Genomic DNA, 19,242 nt, shown 5'->3' on the forward strand with positions numbered 1-19,242 from the left:
AGTTCATTTTTAGGGATTTCATTTTTTTCAGTTACGTGTTAAATCAGTTATTTGTTATCTCTGTAGATACTTTCTATAATAACTACATTAAAAATAATTTCAAGGTTTATAAGTGTAGAACATTCAAAAGATAAATACTAAAAATTCAAATGTATAATAAATGAAGAATGAAATATAAAGAAATCCTAAAAATAGTTCTAAACAGTATTTTCATATGAAAATTCTGAAAATCAACGTTTTAAAGGGTTTATCTAAATTCTAATTTACATATTTATAACGGATTGCAGATGAGTGGAATAAATCCAGAAGTGGATTAAATCCTCATGAAAACTATGAAAAGATGCAACCCAATAAAGAACATGGTGAATAAATGACAGAATTCAGCGAATGGTTTCACAACATCCTCGAAGAAGCAGAGATAATTGATACAAGATATCCAATAAAGGGAATGCATGTATGGCTTCCCCAGGGTTTTAAAATAAGAAAACACACCCTCAACATTCTTAAGGAGATACTGGATGAGGATCACGAGGAAGTGCTCTTCCCACTTTTAATACCTGAAGACGAACTTGCAAAGGAAGCAATACATGTTAAAGGTTTTGAAAGTGAGGTTTACTGGGTTACACATGGTGGACTCACTGAACTCAACAAAAAATTTGCACTCCGACCCACCAGTGAAACAGCAATGTACCCAATGTTCTCATTGTGGGTGCGCTCACACACAGACCTTCCAATGAAGTTTTATCAGGTTGTGAACACCTTCCGTTACGAAACCAAACACACCAGGCCTTTAATCAGGGTCAGGGAGATCACAACATTCACGGAAGCTCACACAGTACATGCAACCCGGGAAGAGGCAGATATGCAGGTTAAAAGGGCCATTGAGATCTACGAAACCTTCTTCCATGAACTTGGAATTCCATACACCATAAGCAAAAGACCAGAGTGGGACAAGTTCCCTGGTGCAGATTACACCATGGCCTTTGACACCCTGCTTCCAGATGGTAAAACCCTCCAGATTGCAACTGTGCACAACCTGGGCCAGACCTTTGCAAAAACCTTCAACATAACCTATGAGGCCCTTGAAGGGGAACATGAATACGCTTATCAGACATGCTACGGACTTTCAGACAGGGTCATAGCATCTATCATAGGTATACATGGGGATGAGGCAGGATTGTGCCTTTCACCAGCGGTTGCACCCTACCAGATGGTCATAGTGCCAATCATATTCAAGAAGGGTGGAGAGGAAGTTCTTGATTTCTGCAGAAAACTTGAGGAAAAACTCAAAGGTGAAGGATTCAGGGTTCACTTCGATGACAGGGACATAAGGGCAGGTAAGAAGTACTACGAATGGGAGATGAGGGGGGTGCCCCTCAGGTTAGAGGTTGGTCCAAGGGACATTGCAAACAAGAAGGTTGTAACTGTTAGACGTGATAACGGTGAAAAGGAGTTCATGGACTTCAATCCAGAAACTTTTATAGAGGATATAACCTCTTTGATGGAAAAGATAAATATTGACATGAACAAAAAAGCCTGGAAATCCTTTGAAGATGAGATAAGAACTGTTGAAAGCATTGAAGAAGTTAAAAAGACCATGGATGAACTTGGTGGAATCATTTCCTTTGACTGGTGTGGGGATGAATCCTGTGGTAAGGACCTTGAGGAAACAGCAGGTGTTGACGTGCTGGGTATTCAAAGCGAATCTGAAGATGGTAAGGTGTGCATGAACTGTGGTAAACCTGCAAAACACGTCGCTCTCATGGCAAAAACCTATTAAAACTTTTTAAATATTATAATTGAAGGATATGAATTCATTGGATTTTTATAAATCCTTGAATAACGCCTTCGTCTAAGGAGAATATGTAAAAATGTTGAACTGGGGGTAAATCATGAATTTCAGGGTAATTCTTCTTGTATCAATGATCTTTATATTTGCAGCAGTTTTCGGGGTGATGAGCTACTCTGGAACAGACAAAATAGAAGGTATAAGTCTGGATCAAGCATACAGTCAGGGAAATGTGTTAATAACCCAGAGCACTTATGCAGGAACAGTTCCACATGTGGTTACAGTAAAAAACAATGGTAATGACACTGTGAACGTTGAAAAAGGAGAACTGTTGAAAAGTAATGATTCACAGGATCTTGTAACTGCAGAAAATAAAGAAATAACTCCTCAGTCCACTGCGAATATCACAGCTTACTGCTTTGAACCAGGACAAAGAGCATACGCAGGAACCAAACTTGAAAGTGCAGGAAATGCTTCAGATGCTGTTAAAGAGATCGTTGCTAACTCAAATCCCTCCGATGTTCAAAATGCTACAGATGCTCAACTCAAGATATGGACCATATTTGCAGGTGGAGATCTGAATATTTACACAGGAGAACCAGTGGCACTTGCAAACAAACAGAACATACAATTCTCAAAACTTAAAAAAGATGCTAATACAGCTAAATCCGAGGTCATGGCAGAGTTCGGTGTGACCGAAGACAAAATAGCATCTCTAAACCAGACCACAACAAACTCTTCCTCAGATCTTTCAGATATGTGGAACAACTTCAGTGACTGGGTGAATGGTTTAACTGGAATTTAAAGAACTAACCCCCATATTTAATTCCATGATACAATCCCACCTCAAATCCAAGACTAAAAAAACTTAAAATAAAAAACCAAGGGTTATTTAATATGAAGATCGATAAAAGCAAAACCTTTGCAATAATACCAGTTTCCAAATTCTTAGATGCAAAAACACGTCTATCACCTACTTTAACAGAATTAGAACGTGAAAACCTTTTAAAATCCATGTTAAAGGATGTTATCACGGTTTTAAAGGATGTTGTTAGAGAAGTTGTTGTTATAAGTTCAGATGTGGATGTTTTGAACTTCGTAAAAGACATGGGGGTTGTTTCCCTTGAGGAAGAGGGTGCAACGGATTTGAACGGTGCCCTAATGCAGGCCATGGCATGGTGCAGCAGCCACTGCAGTAACGTCATCGTTGTGCCATCGGATGTTCCCCTCATAAAACCAGGACATGTGCAGGCCCTTCTCAAGATGGGTGAAACCTTCGACATGGTGATAGCACCTGCAAAGGGTGGGGGAACCAACGCCCTTCTCTGTCCATCAAAAGAATTTCAGATGAAATTTGGGGAGTGCAGCTTCTTTGAACACATAAACGAGGCTAAATCCCATGGAATGTCCTATGGAATCTACGACTCCTTTTACATGTCCCTCGATGTTAACACAGCAGAGGACCTTGGGGAGATCATGATACATGGCTCTGGAACCGAGGCCAAAAAATTCTTGAAAAACCTGGGGCTCTGCGTGAAATCCAATCATGGCTCTGAAAGACTTCATGTTAAAAGAGGAGCTTGAATAATGGATAAAAGAACCATTGCCATGACAATAGCAGGCTTCGATCCTTCTGGAGGAGCGGGAGTCCTGAATGATGTTAAAACCTTTGAAAGTCTGGGAGTTTATGGTACAGCAGTTGTAACATCCCTTACTGCACAGAACATCCACGAAGTTACAGGAGTACTTCCAGTTGATGTTGGCTTCATTGAAAAACAGATGGACACGGTTCTACAATCTGAGGATATAAAGTACGCCAAGACAGGAATGCTTTACTCTCAAGAGATAGTTAAAGCCGTTGCATCCAGGGTTGAGGAACACGAATTGAAGCTCGTTGTTGACCCAGTTATGGTTGCAGGTTCTGGAGGATTTTTATCCAAAAAAGGACTTGCAGAATCCATTAAAAAATATCTGTTACCCCTCTCAGTGCTCACAACACCAAACATCCATGAGGCAGAGACACTTTCAGGTATAAAGATAGAAAATGAAGGAGATGCCATAGAAGCTGCTCTTGAGATAGGTAAACACTGTGACGTGGTTGTAACCGGGGGGCATCTTAAGGGTTCAGACATATTTTACAATGGTTCCATCCATGTTTTTGAGGGAGAACTCATGGAGAGTAACAACACACATGGCAGTGGCTGCACATATTCCTCTGCAGTTACAGCAATGCTTTCAAAGGGTTGTGATATTGAATCATCCATAAAGTTCGCTGGAAACTTTGTAAAGGAAAGTATAAAGTATGGAACGCGAGGTACCCTCAATCAGATGTGGAAATTTGATGATCCGCTTGATTCAATCTAATGTTATTTCAATCAAAGACTTTTAAAAAGAAATTAATATAATAATTAACATAACAATTATTGATAGAATTTAGTTGAAAATAAAAAAGTTGTAATTATCGGATCGTTATTATTCAAGGGTTAGGTGATTTTTATGGTATCAAATGAAGAGATAAAACAAAGGTTAGAGGCAAGACGACATGGAAAGCCAGTTGAAGAAACGTTTAAAATGTGTAGTTCATGTCAGACAAAAAACCCTGAAGGTGCCAAGTTCTGTGTGGGATGTGGAAAGCCCTTAAATGAAATTGTCACCCCTCCAAGGGAAAACCCCCAAATAAAAATGATAAATTCTGACTTTAAGTTATGTCCATCATGTAGCTCTAAAAATCTTAAAACAGCCAAATTCTGTGTTGTCTGTGGCAAAAAATTCGAACCAGAATCTGTAAAAGAGACTGTAGAGCCTGTCCCCTCTGAAGTTGAAGAAATGACAGTGACACCTTCTGAACCTGAAGAGATAGAATCAAGCAAAAGGGAAGGATCACTTCTTGAGAAAATTGATGATCAGGATGAAACTGAGGAAACTGTGAAAGATTCTGAAGAAACCCTTGAAGTATCAGGTGAGGTCAGTGAGGAGTTATCAGTTGAAACTCCCTCCAGTGAGGCTTTAAAACCCGGAAAACCTGAAAAACTCCCAACGGAACAAGTTGAAGTTGATCCAGTTGAAAAGATAAAAAAGGCCAAGGAACTTCTGGATATTGGTGCCATAACCCAGGAAGAGTTTGATGAAATTAAAAGGAAGTACCTTGAGATGATCTAAAAACAGATCAACCTTTTTTTAATATTATTTTTTTAGATCCTCAAATTCTTTTCAATTAAAATAAAAAAAAGAGTTTATAGTTAAATAATTTAGATAAAAGAAGTTAAATAGTGTAAACTTCTTCTGGTGAGAGCATTGCCACTCCACCTTCTTTAAGTACCTTTACACCTGCATCTATGTCCTCTGTTCTGATGACAACAATGGCATTTTCACATTTTTTCTCAACGAATGCGTAAAGGTACTCAACATTCACATCTGCCCTGTTTAGGACTTCAAGAATACCGTCAAGGCCACCTGGTTTGTCTGGAACACCCACTGCTATGACATCGTTCACCTTAACAACGAAATCATTGTCTTCAAGTATCTTCTGGGCTTTATCTGGTTCAGGAACTATCATCCTTAGGATACCAAATTCAGACGTGTCTGCTATTGAAAGAGCCCTTATATTGATTTTTGCACTTGAAATTATGTTCAATGCTTTCTGCAACCTTCCTTTCCGGTTCTCCAGAAATACTGATATTTGTTTTAATTTCATTTCAATCGCCTCTATCCTTTCACTAATTATGAATTAATTGAATTAAAATTTACGTTTATCTATGACCCTTACAGCTTTTCCTTCACTTCTAGGGAGTGTTCTTGGCTCAACAAGGTTTACATTAACCCTTAAACCAATTTCACTGTGTACTATAGATTCAATGTTTCGTTTAACCTCTTCTATATGTTTGACTTCATCAGAGAATAGGGCTGGTGACGCTTCAACCTGTACCTCAAGTTCATCCAAGTGTCCTGGCCTTGTGACTATGATCTGGTAGTGTGGTTCCAGTCCCTCGATTTTCAGTAGAGCCTTCTCGATCTGGTATGGGAACACTATAACTCCTCTGACCTTAAGCATATCATCTGAACGGCCTGTTATTCTGTCCATCTTTACCTGTGACCTTCCACATGCACATTTTCCCCTTCTAAGTGCTGTTATGTCCCTGGTACGGAACCTTATAACTGGCATTCCTTCCCTTGTAAGAGTTGTTAGGACGAGTTCACCCTTTTCACCATCAGGAACAGGTTTCAAAGTATCCGGATTCACAACTTCAGGGTAGAAATGATCCTCGAAGATGTGGAGTCCGTTTTGAACTTCACATTCCATTGCAACACCAGGCCCCATGATCTCGGTTAATCCGTAAACGTTCTGGGCGCGTATGTGAAGTCTTTTTTCAATTTCTTTCCGCATTTCTTCTGTCCACATCTCTGCTCCAAAGCAGCCAGCCCTGAGTTTGAGTTTTTCAGTATCTATACCCTCGTTTTCTGCAACCTCTGCAAGGTAGAGTGCGTATGATGGAGTGCATGTTAAAATTGTTGTTTCAAAGTCTTGCATTATTTCAAGCTGTCTTCGGGTGTTTCCAGCGGATATTGGTATGACTGTGGCTCCTATCTTCTGTCCACCATAGTGAGCTCCCATACCCCCTGTGAAAAGTCCGTATCCATAGCTGTTCTGGACTCTGTCACTTTTTTTGGCACCTGTCATTGTCAGGGCCCTTGCCATGACTTCTCCCCAAATATCCAGGTCTTTTCTTGTGTATCCAGATACAGTTGGTTTTCCTGTGGTTCCGGAGGTTGTATGGACCTCAACTATTTCATCCTGAGGAACTGCAAACATCCCAAAGGGATATGCATCCCTCAAATCCGTTTTTGTTGTGAATGGAAGTTTTTCAATGTCCTCCAGTGTTTCAATATCCTCTGGGCCCACGTTGAACTCAGCAAACCTTTTTTGGTAGTAAGGAACGTTTTCATAAGCTCTCTTCACAACGTCCTGTAATCGTTTGAGCTGCAGTTCTCTTGTATCCTCTGCAGACATACATTCTGCTTCACTATTCCAGATCATGTCTATCTCCTGCTTTCAATTAAATTCTTCAAAAAGTATCAATGAAATTAAATTTTTATCCATTAATTAGGTTTATAAAAACTTAACTTATACCTTACGCTGAAATTGAATTTATCAATAATACTTCTTCAACATTAATTCTAATAATTAAAAAGTTCATATAATTACTCGAAGCATCATTCATAAGTTGATTAAGAATTAAAATTTCATTGTGTTCCATCATTATAAAAAAGATATGTTCAAAACATAATTTTCATCTCATTAAATGGAGGAATCAAATGAAAAAGTACAAATGTAAGATTTGTGGTTACATCTACGACCCTGAAGTAGGTGAGCCCAGAACAAATACGCCTCCTGGAACCGCCTTTGAAGATTTATCAGATGATTGGCACTGCCCCAAGTGTGGAGCCGGTAAAATACGCTTTTATGCTCTGGGTTGATCTAAAAAAGGGAAAAATTCCAAGAATAAAGCAGTAGACTAGTTTTAAAGGGGTGAATCCAGCCAGACCTTGATTCGTCTGTTGACTTCGTCCCAGTTCACAAGGTTCCAGAATGCTTCAACGTAGTCTGGTCTTCTGTTCTGGTATTCAAGGTAGTAAGCATGCTCCCAGACATCCAGAACCATCATCAACCTGAATCCTGGAACGGTGTTGACGTTGTGCTTCTCTATCTGCATTATGAATATCCTGTCTGTGCCCCTGCAGAGGGTTAGTGCAGCCCATCCTGAACCTTCAGTGCTGACTGCTGTCTGACTGAATTCTTTTTTGAATCTTTCAAAGCTTCCAAAGTCCTTTTCTATGTAATCTGCTATAAGTCCAGTTGGTTCTCCACCGCACTTATCAGATGGCCCCATGTTGGCCCAGAAGAGCTTGTGGAGTATGAAACCTCCAACATGGAATGACAGTTCCTTGGAAACCGCCTTGAGATCGAATTCCTCTTCCTCAGCTCTGGCATCGAACTTCTTGAGCAGAGCATTGGCACCGTCCACATAGGCTTGATGATGCTTTTTATGGTGTATTTTCAGCTGTTCCTCAGAAATATAGGGTTCAAGGTCTTTGTATCCATAGGGAAGTTCAGGTAGTTCATAAAAATTTTTTTCCATACTGTTTTCCTCCTTTGAATAAAGAACTTATATTTCAATTGATTTTTCTTTTTAAAAAAGAATTAAGGATTATCCTAAATGATATCCTAATAGTGCCGTTCAATAGTCTAATAAAACCTTAATAACCTCAACTATCGCCCATTCATTCATCTTTGTAACATAACCACCAGTCATAACATTTGTACTCATCTTTACGTGTTCTTGCTGTTTCAATATCTGCTGGAGGTGGAATTATTGTTCCCTTACCTATCAACTCATTTTCAGGCCAGTTTGCAGGAACTGCAACTCCCTCATGATCAACCTTGTGAAGTCCTTCCACCATTCTGAGTATTTCATCCATGTTACGCCCGAGTTCCTGTGGATAGTAAAGTATGGCCCTTATGATTCCCTCAGGATCCACTATGAACACTGCTCTGACTGTGTTGGTTGCCTTGGCTGGATGTATAAGACCTAAGGTATTTGCAACTTCTCCAGTGTCTGCGATTACTGGAAATTCTATTTTTGTGTCAACATTTTCTTCCATCCATTCTATCCATTTGAGGTGTGAGAAAACCTGGTCAACACTGAGTCCTATGAGCTCACAGTTGAGTTCTCTGAACTTGTCGTATCTCTTCTGAAATGCAACGAATTCAGTTGTGCAGACTGGAGTGAAATCTGCAGGGTGACTGAAGAGAACAAACCATTTCCCCCTAAATGCCTTGGGCAACTTCATCATGCCTTGGGTTGTTTTAACCTCCATTTTTGGAAATTCATCACCTATCAATGGCATTCCTTTACCTTCCTTTTTTATACGCCTTAATTCGTACACTTTTTCCCCCATTTTTAACCCCCCAAAATCTTTATATTTAATATTAAGATACTTATCTTTATTAATTATATTTATTATTTATTTCAGTTTTAATCTGAAAAGATCGTATAATCCTTAAAATTTATATCAAGCCTTAAAAATAAGCTTTCATGTTAAAATAAAAGTTCATTAATTAATACACATTAATAAAAAAACATTTTTTTGTTTTTTTCAAGGAGCGTATGAGGTTTCCTTTTGAAATTTGAATATTAAAGATATCGAATCTCTAAAAAAATAAGTACCCTGAAAATTACTGAAAAACTAAAAAAGGGGTGGATACTATAAAAAATTAAAAAAATATGGAGTTCTGGATTAAATCTGCATCTCAGTCCTATTCTGATTTTGCTGGAGGATTGTAAACCCTTTTTGCAAGTTCAGAATCGAGCATAAATATTCCACCTGGAGCATCTTCCATCAATTTGAGTTTTCGAAGCACTCCACTTGCAGATTCTTCTTCCTCAACCTGTTCAGCCACGAACCACTGAAGGAAGTTGTTGGTTGCATGATCTGATAGGGAAAGTGCAAGATCCACGAGTTTGTTTATGAGGCCCGTCACCATCTTTTCATGCTCATAAACATGTTCAAAAACTGCTAGATCTGATTCCCACTCTGTTGGAGGTGTATTTATCTGTGTGAGTGTGATTTTTCCTCCCCTTTGAGCGATGTAGTCGTAGAACTTCATTGCATGTGCAAGTTCCTCCTGTGCCTGAACCCTCATCCAGTTTGCAAAACCTGCCATGTCCTTAGATTCAAAATATGCTGCCATAGACAGGTACAGATATGAAGAGTAAAGTTCTGCATTTAACTGGCTGTTCAGGGCATCCTGCATTTTTTCTTCCATTAGAAGACCTCCTTTATATGAATGGATTGAATTTTTTAAAAAGAAAAATAAGATTATTATTCTAGTTCATTGAACATTTCCTTGCCAACTCCACAGAGGGGACAGACCCAGTCATCTGGAAGATCTTCAAAGGCTGTTCCTGGTTCAATATCTGCGTTTGGGTCTCCCTCTTCAGGGTCGTAGACGTATCCACAGGCTGTGCATATGTATTTTTTCATTTAACATCCTCCTTTTTCAAAGCATTCTTTTTTCCAAGCTACGAATTCAAATGTTAAAAAAATCGTTTAATTCTATTGTCACATCCTACTTAAAAGCTTTTTTTTATTTGTTTGCCATGTTCTCAATTAAATAAACATGTTTTTTCTAACTTTTTAAGATATGAACTCAGTTTATTGGTACGAACCTGTTGATTCCCGCTCCACACTTTGGGCAGTGCCAGTTGTTTGGCAGGTCTTCAAATGGTGTTCCTGGTGGGGTATTAGTTCTTGGTTCACCTACTTCAGGGTCATAGATATAGCCACAGGCTTTACATTTGTACCTTTTCATTTAAACCACTCCTCAAGTTTTCAATTTTAAAAAGGTTTAAGGAAGTTCTTATTTTTAATAACTATTGGCCTATTTACCATAATAATCTTTTCGTTTCCATTAAACCTCAGATATTTTAATAGCCAAATGAACAATTTGAGGGGGGATTGAGGTTAGGTGTGATCGAAAGAATCCTTAAAAAACTAATGTCATAGCAATAGAAAAAAAGAAGAATAAAAGAATAGTTCAACAATCAAATGAGAATATAAACTCAGGGAAAACCTTAACTATAAAAAGATGTGATACTGTAAAAAATTTTTTTTATAATTGATTTAAAGGGATTGTGGTATCTTTCACAAAGGTTTCATCTTTTTTTTTTATTCTTGTGATTCCTACAAAAGATCAAAGGTAGGCCATTTCAGTGATTCTCCAAGGAGGTGTTGAAAGTTTCCCATATTACCTTCACATCAATAGATAACGAGTTTAAAACAGAGTTGTACACTAAAATCCAAGTAAAATACCCTGATGTAAAAATTAATAATGATGATATCTTCATTGAAGAAGACAATGAAACTATTGGAATAATGGAACTTATAGAAGCAGTTCAGAAACCAAATGAACATCAAACAATCCATTATGAAGTAACAGATGAAACTAAAGCTAAATATACAGTGAACACTAAGAGGGATTTTGATGTGGCAATAAACCTCATCAAGCTCATAAATTCACTGACCAACCTAACCAGAAAACGATACATCGTTGCATAAAAATTATTTTCAACAAGCCTATCCTCCCACGGTTGGTTCGCCCATACTGTGGATGCCTATACCTATTTTTACGTTAGTATTTCTAGTTTCAGTGATTCATCCCATGAGTTTCACAAGTTGGATGATCATCCAACAACTTCCCAATCTTCAATTTCGCCATTAAAAATTCTAAAAACAGGATTTGGAAGAATTTCATCAAGTTCTCGGAGTTTTCTGTACATTGAGATATTTCTCAGTTTCAATTTCTTTTTCAGATGCTTGAACTCGTATTCCATCTGTCCAGAGCTTACAGGAATCTGATACTGAATAAATTCATCCCCTATTTTCTCCCTTTTGAAGCTGTAACCCCTTCTCTGGGATTCTAAGTAAACCTGATAGAGGTAGGTATCTATTGCTTTTAAAGGTTCATCCTGACTTTTAAACCTTTGAAGTTGAGGATGGTTCCTGTAACCCTTTGTTTTACCCATGAGAACTGCTCTTGCAAGTAATCCTTCCCTCCAAAGGGCCACAATTCCCTTGGAATCCATGTACTTTGGGTGTAAACTCCACAACCTCATGAAAACCATTCCCCAGAACAACTTAATTTAATAATGCAAAAAAATAAAAGAGATCAACAAAAGAAAATTGGAAATTTAAGATTATCCATCTATTTCACGATTAAAACTGGTACTTTAACGGTTTTCAGAGTGTTCTCTGCAACACTGCCCATTAAAAGTTTTTCAAGTCCGGTTTTTCCATGGGTACCAATGACGATTATGTCTGCATCTGCCTTTTCAACGATCTTCTCCATGTCACGTGTTGGACTTCCAACTATAAGTATTTCATCAACCTGAACACCATTATCCCTTCCCTTTTCCTGTACCTGATTTAACACAGTTTTTCCTTCCTCTTCCAGGACTTCAAAGGGGTATATGAGTTTATCATCGATCACGTGAACTGCTGTGACCCTTGCACTGAATTTTTTTGCCATTTCTATTGCAATATCTGCTGCTTTGTCTGCAAATTTTGAACCATCAGTTGGAACCATTATGTTTTTAAACATCAAAAACCACCTCTCTTATTCAACCCTTCTTATATGATCTCCCACAACGAAGTTAACACCACCCAGGTGCATCACAGGTTTCATCCTTTCAACATCAAGCAGTTCTTCCTTCAGGGCATCTGAAGCTGCATCTGCATGGATGATTTCACCAACAATTAGTTTATGGTCCCCTGAGTCCTTGATCCAGTGGACCTTGCACTCCATGTGAGCTATGCACTCTGCTATTTTTGGAGCTGAAACCTTCAGGGATTCCATTTGGGTTAAACCTGATTCTTCTATTTCACTAACACCGTATGGGAATTTTTCACCGGTTATCCATAGTTTTTCAAGGATTGCCTCGTTTGGAATGTTCACAACGAATTCTCCTGTTTCCTCTATGTTCTTGTAGGTGTGGTGGCTTGGTACCGATGCGAATGCAACAAGTGGAGGGTTAACTGAAACCGGCATTGTGAAGGAAAAGGGTGCGGCATTAGTTTCCCCTTTGCTGTTGGCTGTTGTCACGATTATGGTTGGTCTTGGTGCCAGTACCCTGTAGGCCTTTTCAGTTTCCAGATCATTAAATTCCATATTAAACACCTGCCATCTGTTTTTTCAGTTCATCAAAATTCTTAAGGTAATCTGCCTTGCATCTAACAACAAATTCATCACATAATTCATGAGGATCACCATCCATAATGAGGTTTCCGTCCTCCATCATGATGGCTCGTGTTGTGACCTCTTCAATGAAGTCCACATGGTGGCTCACCATGAGTATGGTGGTGTTGAATTCTTTGTTTATTCTTTTAAGTGAGTTTGAAACTGTTCTGAGGGTTACTGGATCAAGGTCTCCGAAGGGTTCATCAAGGATTAAAACCTCAGGTTTTGATGCTAAAATCAAAGCAAGGGTTGCTCTGACCTTCTGGCCACCTGATAGTTCGTAGGATTTTCTGTCGAGAATTTCAAGGGGCAGATCAAGGGCTTCAAACACTGGTTTTGCATATTTTTTAACTTCACTGTCTGGAAACCTTGGGAACAGGTCTTCAAGTATCTCTGGAGACAGACCTATCTTTTCAAGTCTGAACTTGGCCTCGTGCTCTGGAAGATCCGTTAACTGGTACAGTATATCAAGAACCTTGTCGTTTATTTCAAGTTCTTCTGCCTTTTTCTTAGCTTCTCCAACAACGTTCTCCCCTTTTATACCAAGTCTTGAGGCTATCTGACTCCTGATACTTGCGTAGTGTGTTAGGGAAAATTCCTGATGCATGAATCCCATTTTACGTCTTATTCCCATTCTTTTAACACCAGGTTCATGCATGTTTATCCAATCACCGTTGAGTTTGAAGAAAACTTCTCCTGCATCTGGTACATCAATACCTGCAATCATCCTGAGCAAAACAGTTTTTCCAGCCCCACTTGGTCCTATGAGTGATACCACTTCCCCTTCCCTCACCTGAAAGTTGATATCCTTAATTTCAAGGACGTTACCTCCCTTTATAAGGAAGAACCTTCTCTCAAGATCTTCAACCTTAATAACAGGTTCTCCCACGGTTTTCAGGTCCCTTGAAGGTTCGGGTGCGTCCATTTCACTAACGAATTCCTTGATTATTTCATCGGGAGATCCTTCATCCTTAATTTTACCATCTTCCAGGAGTATAAGACGATCCGAAAGGTATTTGTGAACTTCTGGAAGGTGTGAAACTAGTATAACTGTAACGCCCATTTTTTCGTTGATATTTTTTATTGCATCAAGTATTTCTTGCTTGGTTTTCGGGCAGGACATGGTTGCAGGTTCATCAAGGAGAAGTACCTTGGGTTTTTTTGCTAACTGTCTTGCCATTATGAGGCGTTGTTTTTCACCACCGCTTAAAACCGGTGCAAAGTGGTTGGCCTTGTGATCCAGTCCAACTACCCTAAGGATCTCCATGGCTTCTTCACCAAATTCTTCGTAGGCATATTCATAATCAGCTAGGGCTTCATCACCATATTTTTTACCGTACAATTTCCTTATAACATTCATAATGGCTGTTTCAGACCATAATCCAAAGGATCTCTGGAGGTGTATTGCAGTTGCATGGCGGAGCTTCCTTGAGTAGTAGGATGTTGAATCATGTGCAACCTTAAAATCATCCATAATTATTTCACCGCTGTCAAATGGTTCCACACCCCTTAATATCCTCAGAAGGGTGCTTTTTCCTGAACCACTCATTCCTATTATCCCCAGTATCTCCCCATTTCCCACTTTGAGGCTTATATCATCCAAGGCCTTGATTTCTCTGCCATCTTCCATTTTGTAAGTTTTAGAAATGTTTTCAACACTTATCATCCAGTATCACCGTTAATATTAGAAATGTAAAATATAAGCTTCATTTTTATTAGATAATCACTTTGTTTTCTGCATTATAATAGTTTTCTATAATGAATGGAAATCTTAGGTTTATATAAGGTAATTTAATAAGATATGGGAATCTAAATTAAGTTCAATCAAGTTTATAAATTCTAAATGCTTTTTAATTTTTAAATACGTTAATTATTAGTTAATTTATCTTTATTAAGTTTATTTTAAGGGAATAAATTCAAATCATTATTTAGGATAGGATTTATGAATAAATTGGGTTTCAACAACACTATTCTTCCAGTCATAACTCATCACTTTAAGAAATGTTAACTTATTGTAAAGAAATGAAAAGAAATAGTGAAGATTTAAGGGGAGTTTGACGTATGTTACTAATAAATCAAGAGAATAAAAGGTGAAAAATAAAATGACAAAACTTTATCAAAATCCAGAGAGAAACCCTAATGGAACATGGAAAGGACCTTCAACACCTGAAACTCAAGTGAAAATAATAAATAAACCTTCCAAAAAAGTAAAAAAAGGCCGTTTTTCTCAATAATCCCCAAAAAATAATTTCATTCTTTCTCTTTTTATTTTATCAGCTCAGTTTACGAAGGTTATTAATAAACCTGTAATAAGAGACAATAATCTGTTTTCTAATACTGGAATCTTTTTTCTAGTTTGTTGCCTTAGTTTGAGTTTAACATTTGATAAAAATTAAAAAATAGTTTTAAAAATATGAATAATCAACTCAATATGACAGCTTTCTAATAATAGCCATTAAATGAGGTAAAAAAAGATACAATGCGAAAAAATAGGGATACTAAAGAAATATTTAAGAAAATTGGAACCTTAGAAAAAATATTTTTAATCATTTTAGTTTTACCCATATCTATATTCGTCTTATTTGACTTGTTAATATATTATAACATCTTATATTATCCTACTTTTAATGCAATGGACCCCATAAATGCTATATCTTTATTAATCATTTTTTATATTCTATTCGGATACTGTTTACACTTAATTCAAGTAAACGTAGTGGTCGAAGAAATAACTAAGCCTAAAACTAGAAAAAAATAGTTTTAAAAAAATAAATGAAAGAAAGCCCATGGAGTTTAAACTTTAAATTAAAAGCATATGCGAAATTATTTATTTTATGTGTTTAGCTTTGCGGTAGGTATTGAATGCCACATGGCCCCTTTTAGAGCTTATAAAAACGTGAAAAACCATTTAAAACTATTAAACTTAACGATATGACCCGAACAATAAAGAAAATTAGGAGCGATTTTAGATTTAACAAGGTTTATCTATCATATTTACATATAGTTACTAGACAATGTCTTATTTGTATATATAGTTACTAATTAATGTCTGATTCATATATATAATGTATATATAGGTTCCTAAACATTGTCACCAAGGTGAATTTAAAATTAGGAAGATGAATAATATGGTAAACAATGAAATTGAAAAAAAAGTTTTAGAGGATTTATTAGGTGTTCTTAAGGAACAATGGCATGAGATTGAAGAAAAAGATCCTTCAGAGGAGCAAGTATGGAATTTATATCTTCCAGAACCTTATGGAGGCTATATAGATCTTCCTAACGAAAGGATACACGTATTTACTTCAAAAACAAATGAATCAGGAAATATTCGAATAAAAGATGTTACAGGACCTAATTATAGTGTTACAATTGACAGTGAAAATCATTGCAAGCCCTTTGTTTTTTTAAACACTGAAACTCAGAAAACTGCAAAAGCTATTCTAATATCATGGGAAAAATTTGAATTTAAGAACGATCACACAATATGGGTCCGAAAATAAAAATTTTAAAATTATTTCCAATTACCTTTTTTTAAAAAAAATAAATTAAAGAAAAAATAAGGAAGATTAAGAGTTAAATTAAACCCTTTTTCTATCCTAATATTTTTTTGATGTCTTCTTCGGGGTTTCCTATTGGTGTGAGGTTGTAGTTTTCTACGAGTACGTTGAGTATGTCTTCGTTGACCCATCCGGGGATTATTGGTCCGATGTACATGTCCTTGATGCCCAGGTAGAGAAGGCTCCAGAGTATGGCTGCTGCCTTCTGTTCCATCCAGCTCAGAACAAATGTCAGAGGCAGATCGTTAATCTCCATACCAAAGAGCTCGGATAATGCTGCAACGATCTCGATACCAACACCTGCATCGTTACATTGACCCAGATCAATCAAACGAGGCACACCTTCGATGTTTCCAAGGTCTAAATGGTTAAACCGGTACTTTCCACATGCCAGGGTGAGAACAACAGTGTCTTGAGGCAGTTTTTCAACGAATTCTGTGTAGTACTTGGCCTGGGGTTTGGGAGAGTCACAGCCACCTACAACGAAGAAGTGTCTGATCTTACCAGCCTCAACAAGCTCCTTGATCTTACCAGCCAGCGATAGAACAGTTGAAAGTCCGAAACCTGTGGTTAAAACCGTATCCCTAGGTTCATCCTCAAGTTCTGGGAGGGATTTTACTTTTTCTATGAGTGGTGTGAAATCGTAATCCTCAACGTGCTGAACACCAGGCAACTGAGCAACACCAGACGTGAAAATCCTGTCCTTGTAGTCTTCGTTTGGTATGAGTGCGCAGTTTGAGGTTGCAAGTGCTACTGCAGGGTATTTGCTGAAGGTTTTTTTCTGGTCGAACCATGGTCCTCCGATCTGTCCCACGAAGTGTTTGTACTTGCGCAGTTCAGGGTATCCATGGGCTGGAAGAAGCTCAGAGTGAGTGTAAACGTTCACACCAGTGCCTTCGGTCTGTTTCAAAAGTTCAGCCAATGCTTTGATACTGTGTCCTGTTGCTATGATACCTGGGCCTTTGACCGATCCTACTTTTACTTCTGTTGGTGTTGGTTCGCCGTAGGTTTCGATGTGTGCCTTTTTAAGAAGGTTCATGGTTTTTATGTTCATTTCCCCTGCTTCAAGTGCGAGTTTAACGAATTCGCCTGCATCGAAGTTCACGTTGGTGAGCGTCGAGTAGAACCCCCTCTCAAGAAACGCATCCACTTCAGGATCCGTGTATCCTAACTCCCTAGCATGATACAGGTAGGCAGAGATACCCTTGATTGCAAAGAGCAAGTTATCTTGAAGCCTTGCAACCGTAGGTTCCTTACCACAAACACCTTTCACAGTACATCCAGTTCCCCTCGCAGTTTGGGAACACTGATAACAGAACATGTCTAATTTTTTTTCTTCCATATTATCTTTCCTCCATAGGCGCATACTACATGTCTCCATACATCAATCCATTATTCATGTCTAATTTTTTATACTCCCAAAGGCGTTTCAAATAATGCATTTAAAAACTCATTTTAATCTTTTTGGGATTTAATGGAGTTTTAATCCCTTTTTTTATTTTTTTAGATAATTTTATAGGATCAATTCTCCATAATATCCTGCGGAACACCTTCAAGAATCTTCGTTCGTCGGCCAACGAATGTTCTATCTTATCCGAACAGTACTATATATAAGTTACGGTATCCATAATAATTTTAAAGGATCAAAGGAAATTTTTATCATGAATCATAACACTGAAAAATCCCCTAAAAAGGATGCACATATAGAATTATTTGCCACCCCCGAGGGTATATGTGCCATAAACAATCCTGTAAGGATTAAAATATTATCAATGCTCAAGAAGGAAGAATTGAGCTTTGACAGAATAGTGGAACTATCAGGGAAGGCAAAATCCACTGTATCCGCCCATTTGAAAAGGATGGTTGATGAGGGAGTAATAAGCTCAAAACCTGACCCTGAAGATGCCAGAAAAAAGATATTCTTCATAAAATCAGAGCATCTGGGCACTTTGTCCAGTAAAAAAATCAGGGAAGAAGACATAGGAGACTACGTTTCCAACTACATGGAGAGTGATGGTAACCCCTTCGAATTTTTCAGGCTCATGTTCCAGACCCTGAGGGTCGCACTCATACGTCAGGGCATAGAAATCGACCCCATACTCTGGGAAGCTGGAAACAAAGTTGGTGAAACACTCTACAAAAAAGTTGCAGACCCAGATATTGAAAAACTTCTGGGAAACATTGCAAAGTTCTGGGAAACCCACCACCTCGGCAGAGTTGAAGTTCAAACCCTGGAACCATTAACCATCAACGTTTATGACTGCTTCGAATGCAGAGGACTGCCCTACCTTGGAAAACCTGCATGTGCATTCGATTCAGGAATACTTGAAGTTATATTTTCCAAACATTTCCAGAACAGACAGAGGGTTGATGAAGTTAAGTGTTATGCAATGGGAGATAACTACTGTTCCTTCATGATCCAGTGAAAAAGAGTTTTACATCCATTTTATAGATATCCTGATATAAAGGATTTGTTCAATAATTTAAATAGTAAAATTAAAAAATGGGGGATCCATCCATGAGGGGTTTACTTGTTGGTAGAATGCAGCCTGTTCATAAGGGACATCTTGAGGTTATAAAACGAATTTTAGATGAGGTTGATGAGGTCATTATAGGTATAGGAAGTGCTCAGCTGAGCCACACCCTCAGGGATCCATTCACAGCAGGTGAAAGGATTATGATGCTTACAAAGGCCCTCAGTGAAAATGGTATTCCAGCATCCAAGTACTACATCATCCCAATACAGGATGTTGAGTGTAATTCAATCTGGATAGCCCATGTAAAGATGCTTACACCTCCATTTCAACGAGTTTTTTCAGGAAATCCTCTGGTTCAGAGGTTGTTCCTCGAGGGAAGTTACAGTGTTACATCCCCACCACCATTTAACAGAACTGTTTTCTCAGGCACAGAGGTTCGCAGAAGGATGCTTGTAGATGATGACTGGGAATCTTTAGTTCCTGAATCTGTTGTGGACGTTATAAAAGAAATTGATGGTATAAAACGTTTGAAACACCTTTCAAAGAAAGAAGTCAATGAACAAACAAGGGATAATTGAATAATTTTTCATATTTCTTCATAATTTAGAAAAAGGATTAAAA

The 19,242-nt window shown here is 38.0% G+C and carries 23 protein-coding genes; 11 read left to right on the forward strand and 12 right to left on the reverse strand.

Annotated features, from left to right (window positions below; all coding sequences use genetic code 11):
* Positions 1-370 precede the first annotated feature (370 nt).
* From proS to MCBB_RS12285, 5 genes are all read left to right on the forward strand, one after another.
* On the forward strand, positions 371-1,780 hold the full coding sequence (gene proS, locus MCBB_RS05780; protein ID WP_071906864.1) for a proline--tRNA ligase: 1,410 nt from the start codon (positions 371-373) through the stop codon (positions 1,778-1,780).
* Positions 1,781-1,892: 112 nt separating this feature from the next.
* Positions 1,893-2,594: an ARPP-1 family domain-containing protein gene (locus tag MCBB_RS05785; RefSeq protein WP_071906865.1), complete on the forward strand. Its 702-nt coding sequence runs from the start codon at positions 1,893-1,895 to the stop codon at positions 2,592-2,594.
* A gap of 92 nt (positions 2,595-2,686) precedes the next feature.
* Positions 2,687-3,373: a 2-phospho-L-lactate guanylyltransferase gene (gene cofC, locus MCBB_RS05790; protein WP_071906866.1), complete on the forward strand. Its 687-nt coding sequence runs from the start codon at positions 2,687-2,689 to the stop codon at positions 3,371-3,373.
* A 3-nt stretch (positions 3,374-3,376) separates the two neighbouring features.
* Entirely contained in the window at positions 3,377-4,153 is a 777-nt protein-coding gene (gene thiD, locus MCBB_RS05795; RefSeq protein ID WP_071906867.1) for a bifunctional hydroxymethylpyrimidine kinase/phosphomethylpyrimidine kinase, read from the forward strand.
* A gap of 132 nt (positions 4,154-4,285) precedes the next feature.
* On the forward strand, positions 4,286-4,948 hold the full coding sequence (locus MCBB_RS12285) for a zinc-ribbon domain-containing protein (RefSeq protein ID WP_071906868.1): 663 nt from the start codon (positions 4,286-4,288) through the stop codon (positions 4,946-4,948).
* A gap of 103 nt (positions 4,949-5,051) precedes the next feature.
* On the opposite strand, the gene MCBB_RS05805 is transcribed toward MCBB_RS12285, so the two are convergent.
* Both MCBB_RS05805 and MCBB_RS05810 read right to left on the reverse strand, forming a co-directional pair.
* Positions 5,052-5,483: an ACT domain-containing protein gene (locus MCBB_RS05805; RefSeq protein ID WP_071906869.1), complete on the reverse strand. Its 432-nt coding sequence runs from the start codon at positions 5,481-5,483 to the stop codon at positions 5,052-5,054.
* Between the two features lie 42 nt (positions 5,484-5,525).
* Positions 5,526-6,824, reverse strand: coding sequence for a phenylacetate--CoA ligase family protein (locus tag MCBB_RS05810; RefSeq protein ID WP_071906870.1), 1,299 nt, complete (start codon positions 6,822-6,824; stop codon positions 5,526-5,528).
* Between the two features lie 278 nt (positions 6,825-7,102).
* On the opposite strand from MCBB_RS05810, the gene MCBB_RS05815 reads away from it, so the two are divergent.
* Positions 7,103-7,264: a rubredoxin gene (locus MCBB_RS05815; RefSeq protein ID WP_071906871.1), complete on the forward strand. Its 162-nt coding sequence runs from the start codon at positions 7,103-7,105 to the stop codon at positions 7,262-7,264.
* Between the two features lie 44 nt (positions 7,265-7,308).
* On the opposite strand, the gene MCBB_RS05820 is transcribed toward MCBB_RS05815, so the two are convergent.
* The 5 genes from MCBB_RS05820 to MCBB_RS05840 all read right to left on the reverse strand — a co-directional run bounded on the left by MCBB_RS05820 (position 7,309) and on the right by MCBB_RS05840 (position 10,160).
* Positions 7,309-7,926, reverse strand: coding sequence for a superoxide dismutase (locus MCBB_RS05820; protein WP_071906872.1), 618 nt, complete (start codon positions 7,924-7,926; stop codon positions 7,309-7,311).
* Between the two features lie 142 nt (positions 7,927-8,068).
* Positions 8,069-8,746: a peroxiredoxin gene (locus tag MCBB_RS05825; protein WP_071906873.1), complete on the reverse strand. Its 678-nt coding sequence runs from the start codon at positions 8,744-8,746 to the stop codon at positions 8,069-8,071.
* A gap of 358 nt (positions 8,747-9,104) precedes the next feature.
* The gene (locus tag MCBB_RS05830; RefSeq protein ID WP_071906874.1) at positions 9,105-9,614 is read right to left on the reverse strand and encodes a ferritin; all 510 of its coding nucleotides are present in this window, start codon (positions 9,612-9,614) and stop codon (positions 9,105-9,107) included.
* A gap of 56 nt (positions 9,615-9,670) precedes the next feature.
* Complete coding sequence (gene rd / locus MCBB_RS05835; protein WP_071906875.1) at positions 9,671-9,832, reverse strand: rubredoxin; 162 nt, start codon at positions 9,830-9,832, stop codon at positions 9,671-9,673.
* A 166-nt stretch (positions 9,833-9,998) separates the two neighbouring features.
* Positions 9,999-10,160, reverse strand: coding sequence for a rubredoxin (locus MCBB_RS05840; protein WP_071906876.1), 162 nt, complete (start codon positions 10,158-10,160; stop codon positions 9,999-10,001).
* A 419-nt stretch (positions 10,161-10,579) separates the two neighbouring features.
* Between MCBB_RS05840 and MCBB_RS05845 the strand changes: the two genes are divergently transcribed.
* Entirely contained in the window at positions 10,580-10,906 is a 327-nt protein-coding gene (locus MCBB_RS05845; RefSeq protein WP_071906877.1) for a hypothetical protein, read from the forward strand.
* A 125-nt stretch (positions 10,907-11,031) separates the two neighbouring features.
* Here MCBB_RS05845 and MCBB_RS05850 read toward each other — a convergent pair whose 3' ends face one another.
* The 4 genes from MCBB_RS05850 to MCBB_RS05865 form a co-directional block, all read right to left on the reverse strand.
* On the reverse strand, positions 11,032-11,463 hold the full coding sequence (locus MCBB_RS05850; RefSeq protein WP_071906878.1) for a pyrimidine dimer DNA glycosylase/endonuclease V: 432 nt from the start codon (positions 11,461-11,463) through the stop codon (positions 11,032-11,034).
* An 89-nt stretch (positions 11,464-11,552) separates the two neighbouring features.
* Positions 11,553-11,948 carry a universal stress protein gene (locus MCBB_RS05855; protein ID WP_071906879.1) on the reverse strand — a complete coding sequence of 132 codons (396 nt, stop codon included), beginning with the start codon at positions 11,946-11,948 and terminating at the stop codon, positions 11,553-11,555.
* A 15-nt stretch (positions 11,949-11,963) separates the two neighbouring features.
* Positions 11,964-12,515, reverse strand: coding sequence for a flavin reductase family protein (locus tag MCBB_RS05860; protein ID WP_071906880.1), 552 nt, complete (start codon positions 12,513-12,515; stop codon positions 11,964-11,966).
* 1 nt (position 12,516) lies between these two features.
* The gene (locus MCBB_RS05865; RefSeq protein ID WP_071906881.1) at positions 12,517-14,250 is read right to left on the reverse strand and encodes an ABC transporter ATP-binding protein; all 1,734 of its coding nucleotides are present in this window, start codon (positions 14,248-14,250) and stop codon (positions 12,517-12,519) included.
* Positions 14,251-14,686: 436 nt separating this feature from the next.
* Here MCBB_RS05865 and MCBB_RS12350 point away from each other — a divergent pair, with 436 nt between their 5' ends.
* Both MCBB_RS12350 and MCBB_RS05875 read left to right on the forward strand, forming a co-directional pair.
* A complete protein-coding gene (locus tag MCBB_RS12350; RefSeq protein WP_269454979.1) occupies positions 14,687-14,818 on the forward strand; it encodes a hypothetical protein in 132 nt (43 codons plus the stop codon).
* A gap of 894 nt (positions 14,819-15,712) precedes the next feature.
* Entirely contained in the window at positions 15,713-16,087 is a 375-nt protein-coding gene (locus MCBB_RS05875; protein ID WP_071906883.1) for a hypothetical protein, read from the forward strand.
* 91 nt (positions 16,088-16,178) lie between these two features.
* On the opposite strand, the gene hcp is transcribed toward MCBB_RS05875, so the two are convergent.
* Entirely contained in the window at positions 16,179-17,486 is a 1,308-nt protein-coding gene (hcp, locus tag MCBB_RS05880; protein ID WP_071906884.1) for a hydroxylamine reductase, read from the reverse strand.
* 319 nt (positions 17,487-17,805) lie between these two features.
* On the opposite strand from hcp, the gene MCBB_RS05885 reads away from it, so the two are divergent.
* Both MCBB_RS05885 and MCBB_RS05890 read left to right on the forward strand, forming a co-directional pair.
* Complete coding sequence (locus MCBB_RS05885) at positions 17,806-18,570, forward strand: V4R domain-containing protein (RefSeq protein ID WP_071906885.1); 765 nt, start codon at positions 17,806-17,808, stop codon at positions 18,568-18,570.
* A 92-nt stretch (positions 18,571-18,662) separates the two neighbouring features.
* Positions 18,663-19,199, forward strand: a complete 537-nt coding sequence (locus MCBB_RS05890) for a nicotinamide-nucleotide adenylyltransferase (protein ID WP_071906886.1) — start codon at positions 18,663-18,665, stop codon at positions 19,197-19,199.
* The last annotated feature ends 43 nt before the right edge of the window (positions 19,200-19,242 follow it).

This window comes from Methanobacterium congolense, assembly GCF_900095295.1.
GTDB lineage: Archaea > Methanobacteriota > Methanobacteria > Methanobacteriales > Methanobacteriaceae > Methanobacterium_C > Methanobacterium_C congolense.

What these genes read in the sequence shown, in the direction of transcription:
- proS (WP_071906864.1), top strand. Translation starts at nt 371, where the DNA reads ATGACAGAATTCAGCGAATGGTTTCACAACATCCTCGAAGAAGCAGAG.
- MCBB_RS05785 (WP_071906865.1), top strand. Translation starts at nt 1,893, where the DNA reads ATGAATTTCAGGGTAATTCTTCTTGTATCAATGATCTTTATATTTGCA.
- cofC (WP_071906866.1), top strand. Translation starts at nt 2,687, where the DNA reads ATGAAGATCGATAAAAGCAAAACCTTTGCAATAATACCAGTTTCCAAA.
- thiD (WP_071906867.1), top strand. Translation starts at nt 3,377, where the DNA reads ATGGATAAAAGAACCATTGCCATGACAATAGCAGGCTTCGATCCTTCT.
- MCBB_RS12285 (WP_071906868.1), top strand. Translation starts at nt 4,286, where the DNA reads ATGGTATCAAATGAAGAGATAAAACAAAGGTTAGAGGCAAGACGACAT.
- MCBB_RS05805 (WP_071906869.1), bottom strand. Translation starts at nt 5,483, where the DNA reads ATGAAATTAAAACAAATATCAGTATTTCTGGAGAACCGGAAAGGAAGG.
- MCBB_RS05810 (WP_071906870.1), bottom strand. Translation starts at nt 6,824, where the DNA reads ATGATCTGGAATAGTGAAGCAGAATGTATGTCTGCAGAGGATACAAGA.
- MCBB_RS05815 (WP_071906871.1), top strand. Translation starts at nt 7,103, where the DNA reads ATGAAAAAGTACAAATGTAAGATTTGTGGTTACATCTACGACCCTGAA.
- MCBB_RS05820 (WP_071906872.1), bottom strand. Translation starts at nt 7,926, where the DNA reads ATGGAAAAAAATTTTTATGAACTACCTGAACTTCCCTATGGATACAAA.
- MCBB_RS05825 (WP_071906873.1), bottom strand. Translation starts at nt 8,746, where the DNA reads ATGGGGGAAAAAGTGTACGAATTAAGGCGTATAAAAAAGGAAGGTAAA.
- MCBB_RS05830 (WP_071906874.1), bottom strand. Translation starts at nt 9,614, where the DNA reads ATGGAAGAAAAAATGCAGGATGCCCTGAACAGCCAGTTAAATGCAGAA.
- rd (WP_071906875.1), bottom strand. Translation starts at nt 9,832, where the DNA reads ATGAAAAAATACATATGCACAGCCTGTGGATACGTCTACGACCCTGAA.
- MCBB_RS05840 (WP_071906876.1), bottom strand. Translation starts at nt 10,160, where the DNA reads ATGAAAAGGTACAAATGTAAAGCCTGTGGCTATATCTATGACCCTGAA.
- MCBB_RS05850 (WP_071906878.1), bottom strand. Translation starts at nt 11,463, where the DNA reads ATGAGGTTGTGGAGTTTACACCCAAAGTACATGGATTCCAAGGGAATT.
- MCBB_RS05855 (WP_071906879.1), bottom strand. Translation starts at nt 11,948, where the DNA reads ATGTTTAAAAACATAATGGTTCCAACTGATGGTTCAAAATTTGCAGAC.
- MCBB_RS05860 (WP_071906880.1), bottom strand. Translation starts at nt 12,515, where the DNA reads ATGGAATTTAATGATCTGGAAACTGAAAAGGCCTACAGGGTACTGGCA.
- MCBB_RS05865 (WP_071906881.1), bottom strand. Translation starts at nt 14,250, where the DNA reads ATGATAAGTGTTGAAAACATTTCTAAAACTTACAAAATGGAAGATGGC.
- MCBB_RS12350 (WP_269454979.1), top strand. Translation starts at nt 14,687, where the DNA reads ATGACAAAACTTTATCAAAATCCAGAGAGAAACCCTAATGGAACATGG.
- MCBB_RS05875 (WP_071906883.1), top strand. Translation starts at nt 15,713, where the DNA reads ATGGTAAACAATGAAATTGAAAAAAAAGTTTTAGAGGATTTATTAGGT.
- hcp (WP_071906884.1), bottom strand. Translation starts at nt 17,486, where the DNA reads ATGGAAGAAAAAAAATTAGACATGTTCTGTTATCAGTGTTCCCAAACT.
- MCBB_RS05885 (WP_071906885.1), top strand. Translation starts at nt 17,806, where the DNA reads ATGAATCATAACACTGAAAAATCCCCTAAAAAGGATGCACATATAGAA.
- MCBB_RS05890 (WP_071906886.1), top strand. Translation starts at nt 18,663, where the DNA reads ATGAGGGGTTTACTTGTTGGTAGAATGCAGCCTGTTCATAAGGGACAT.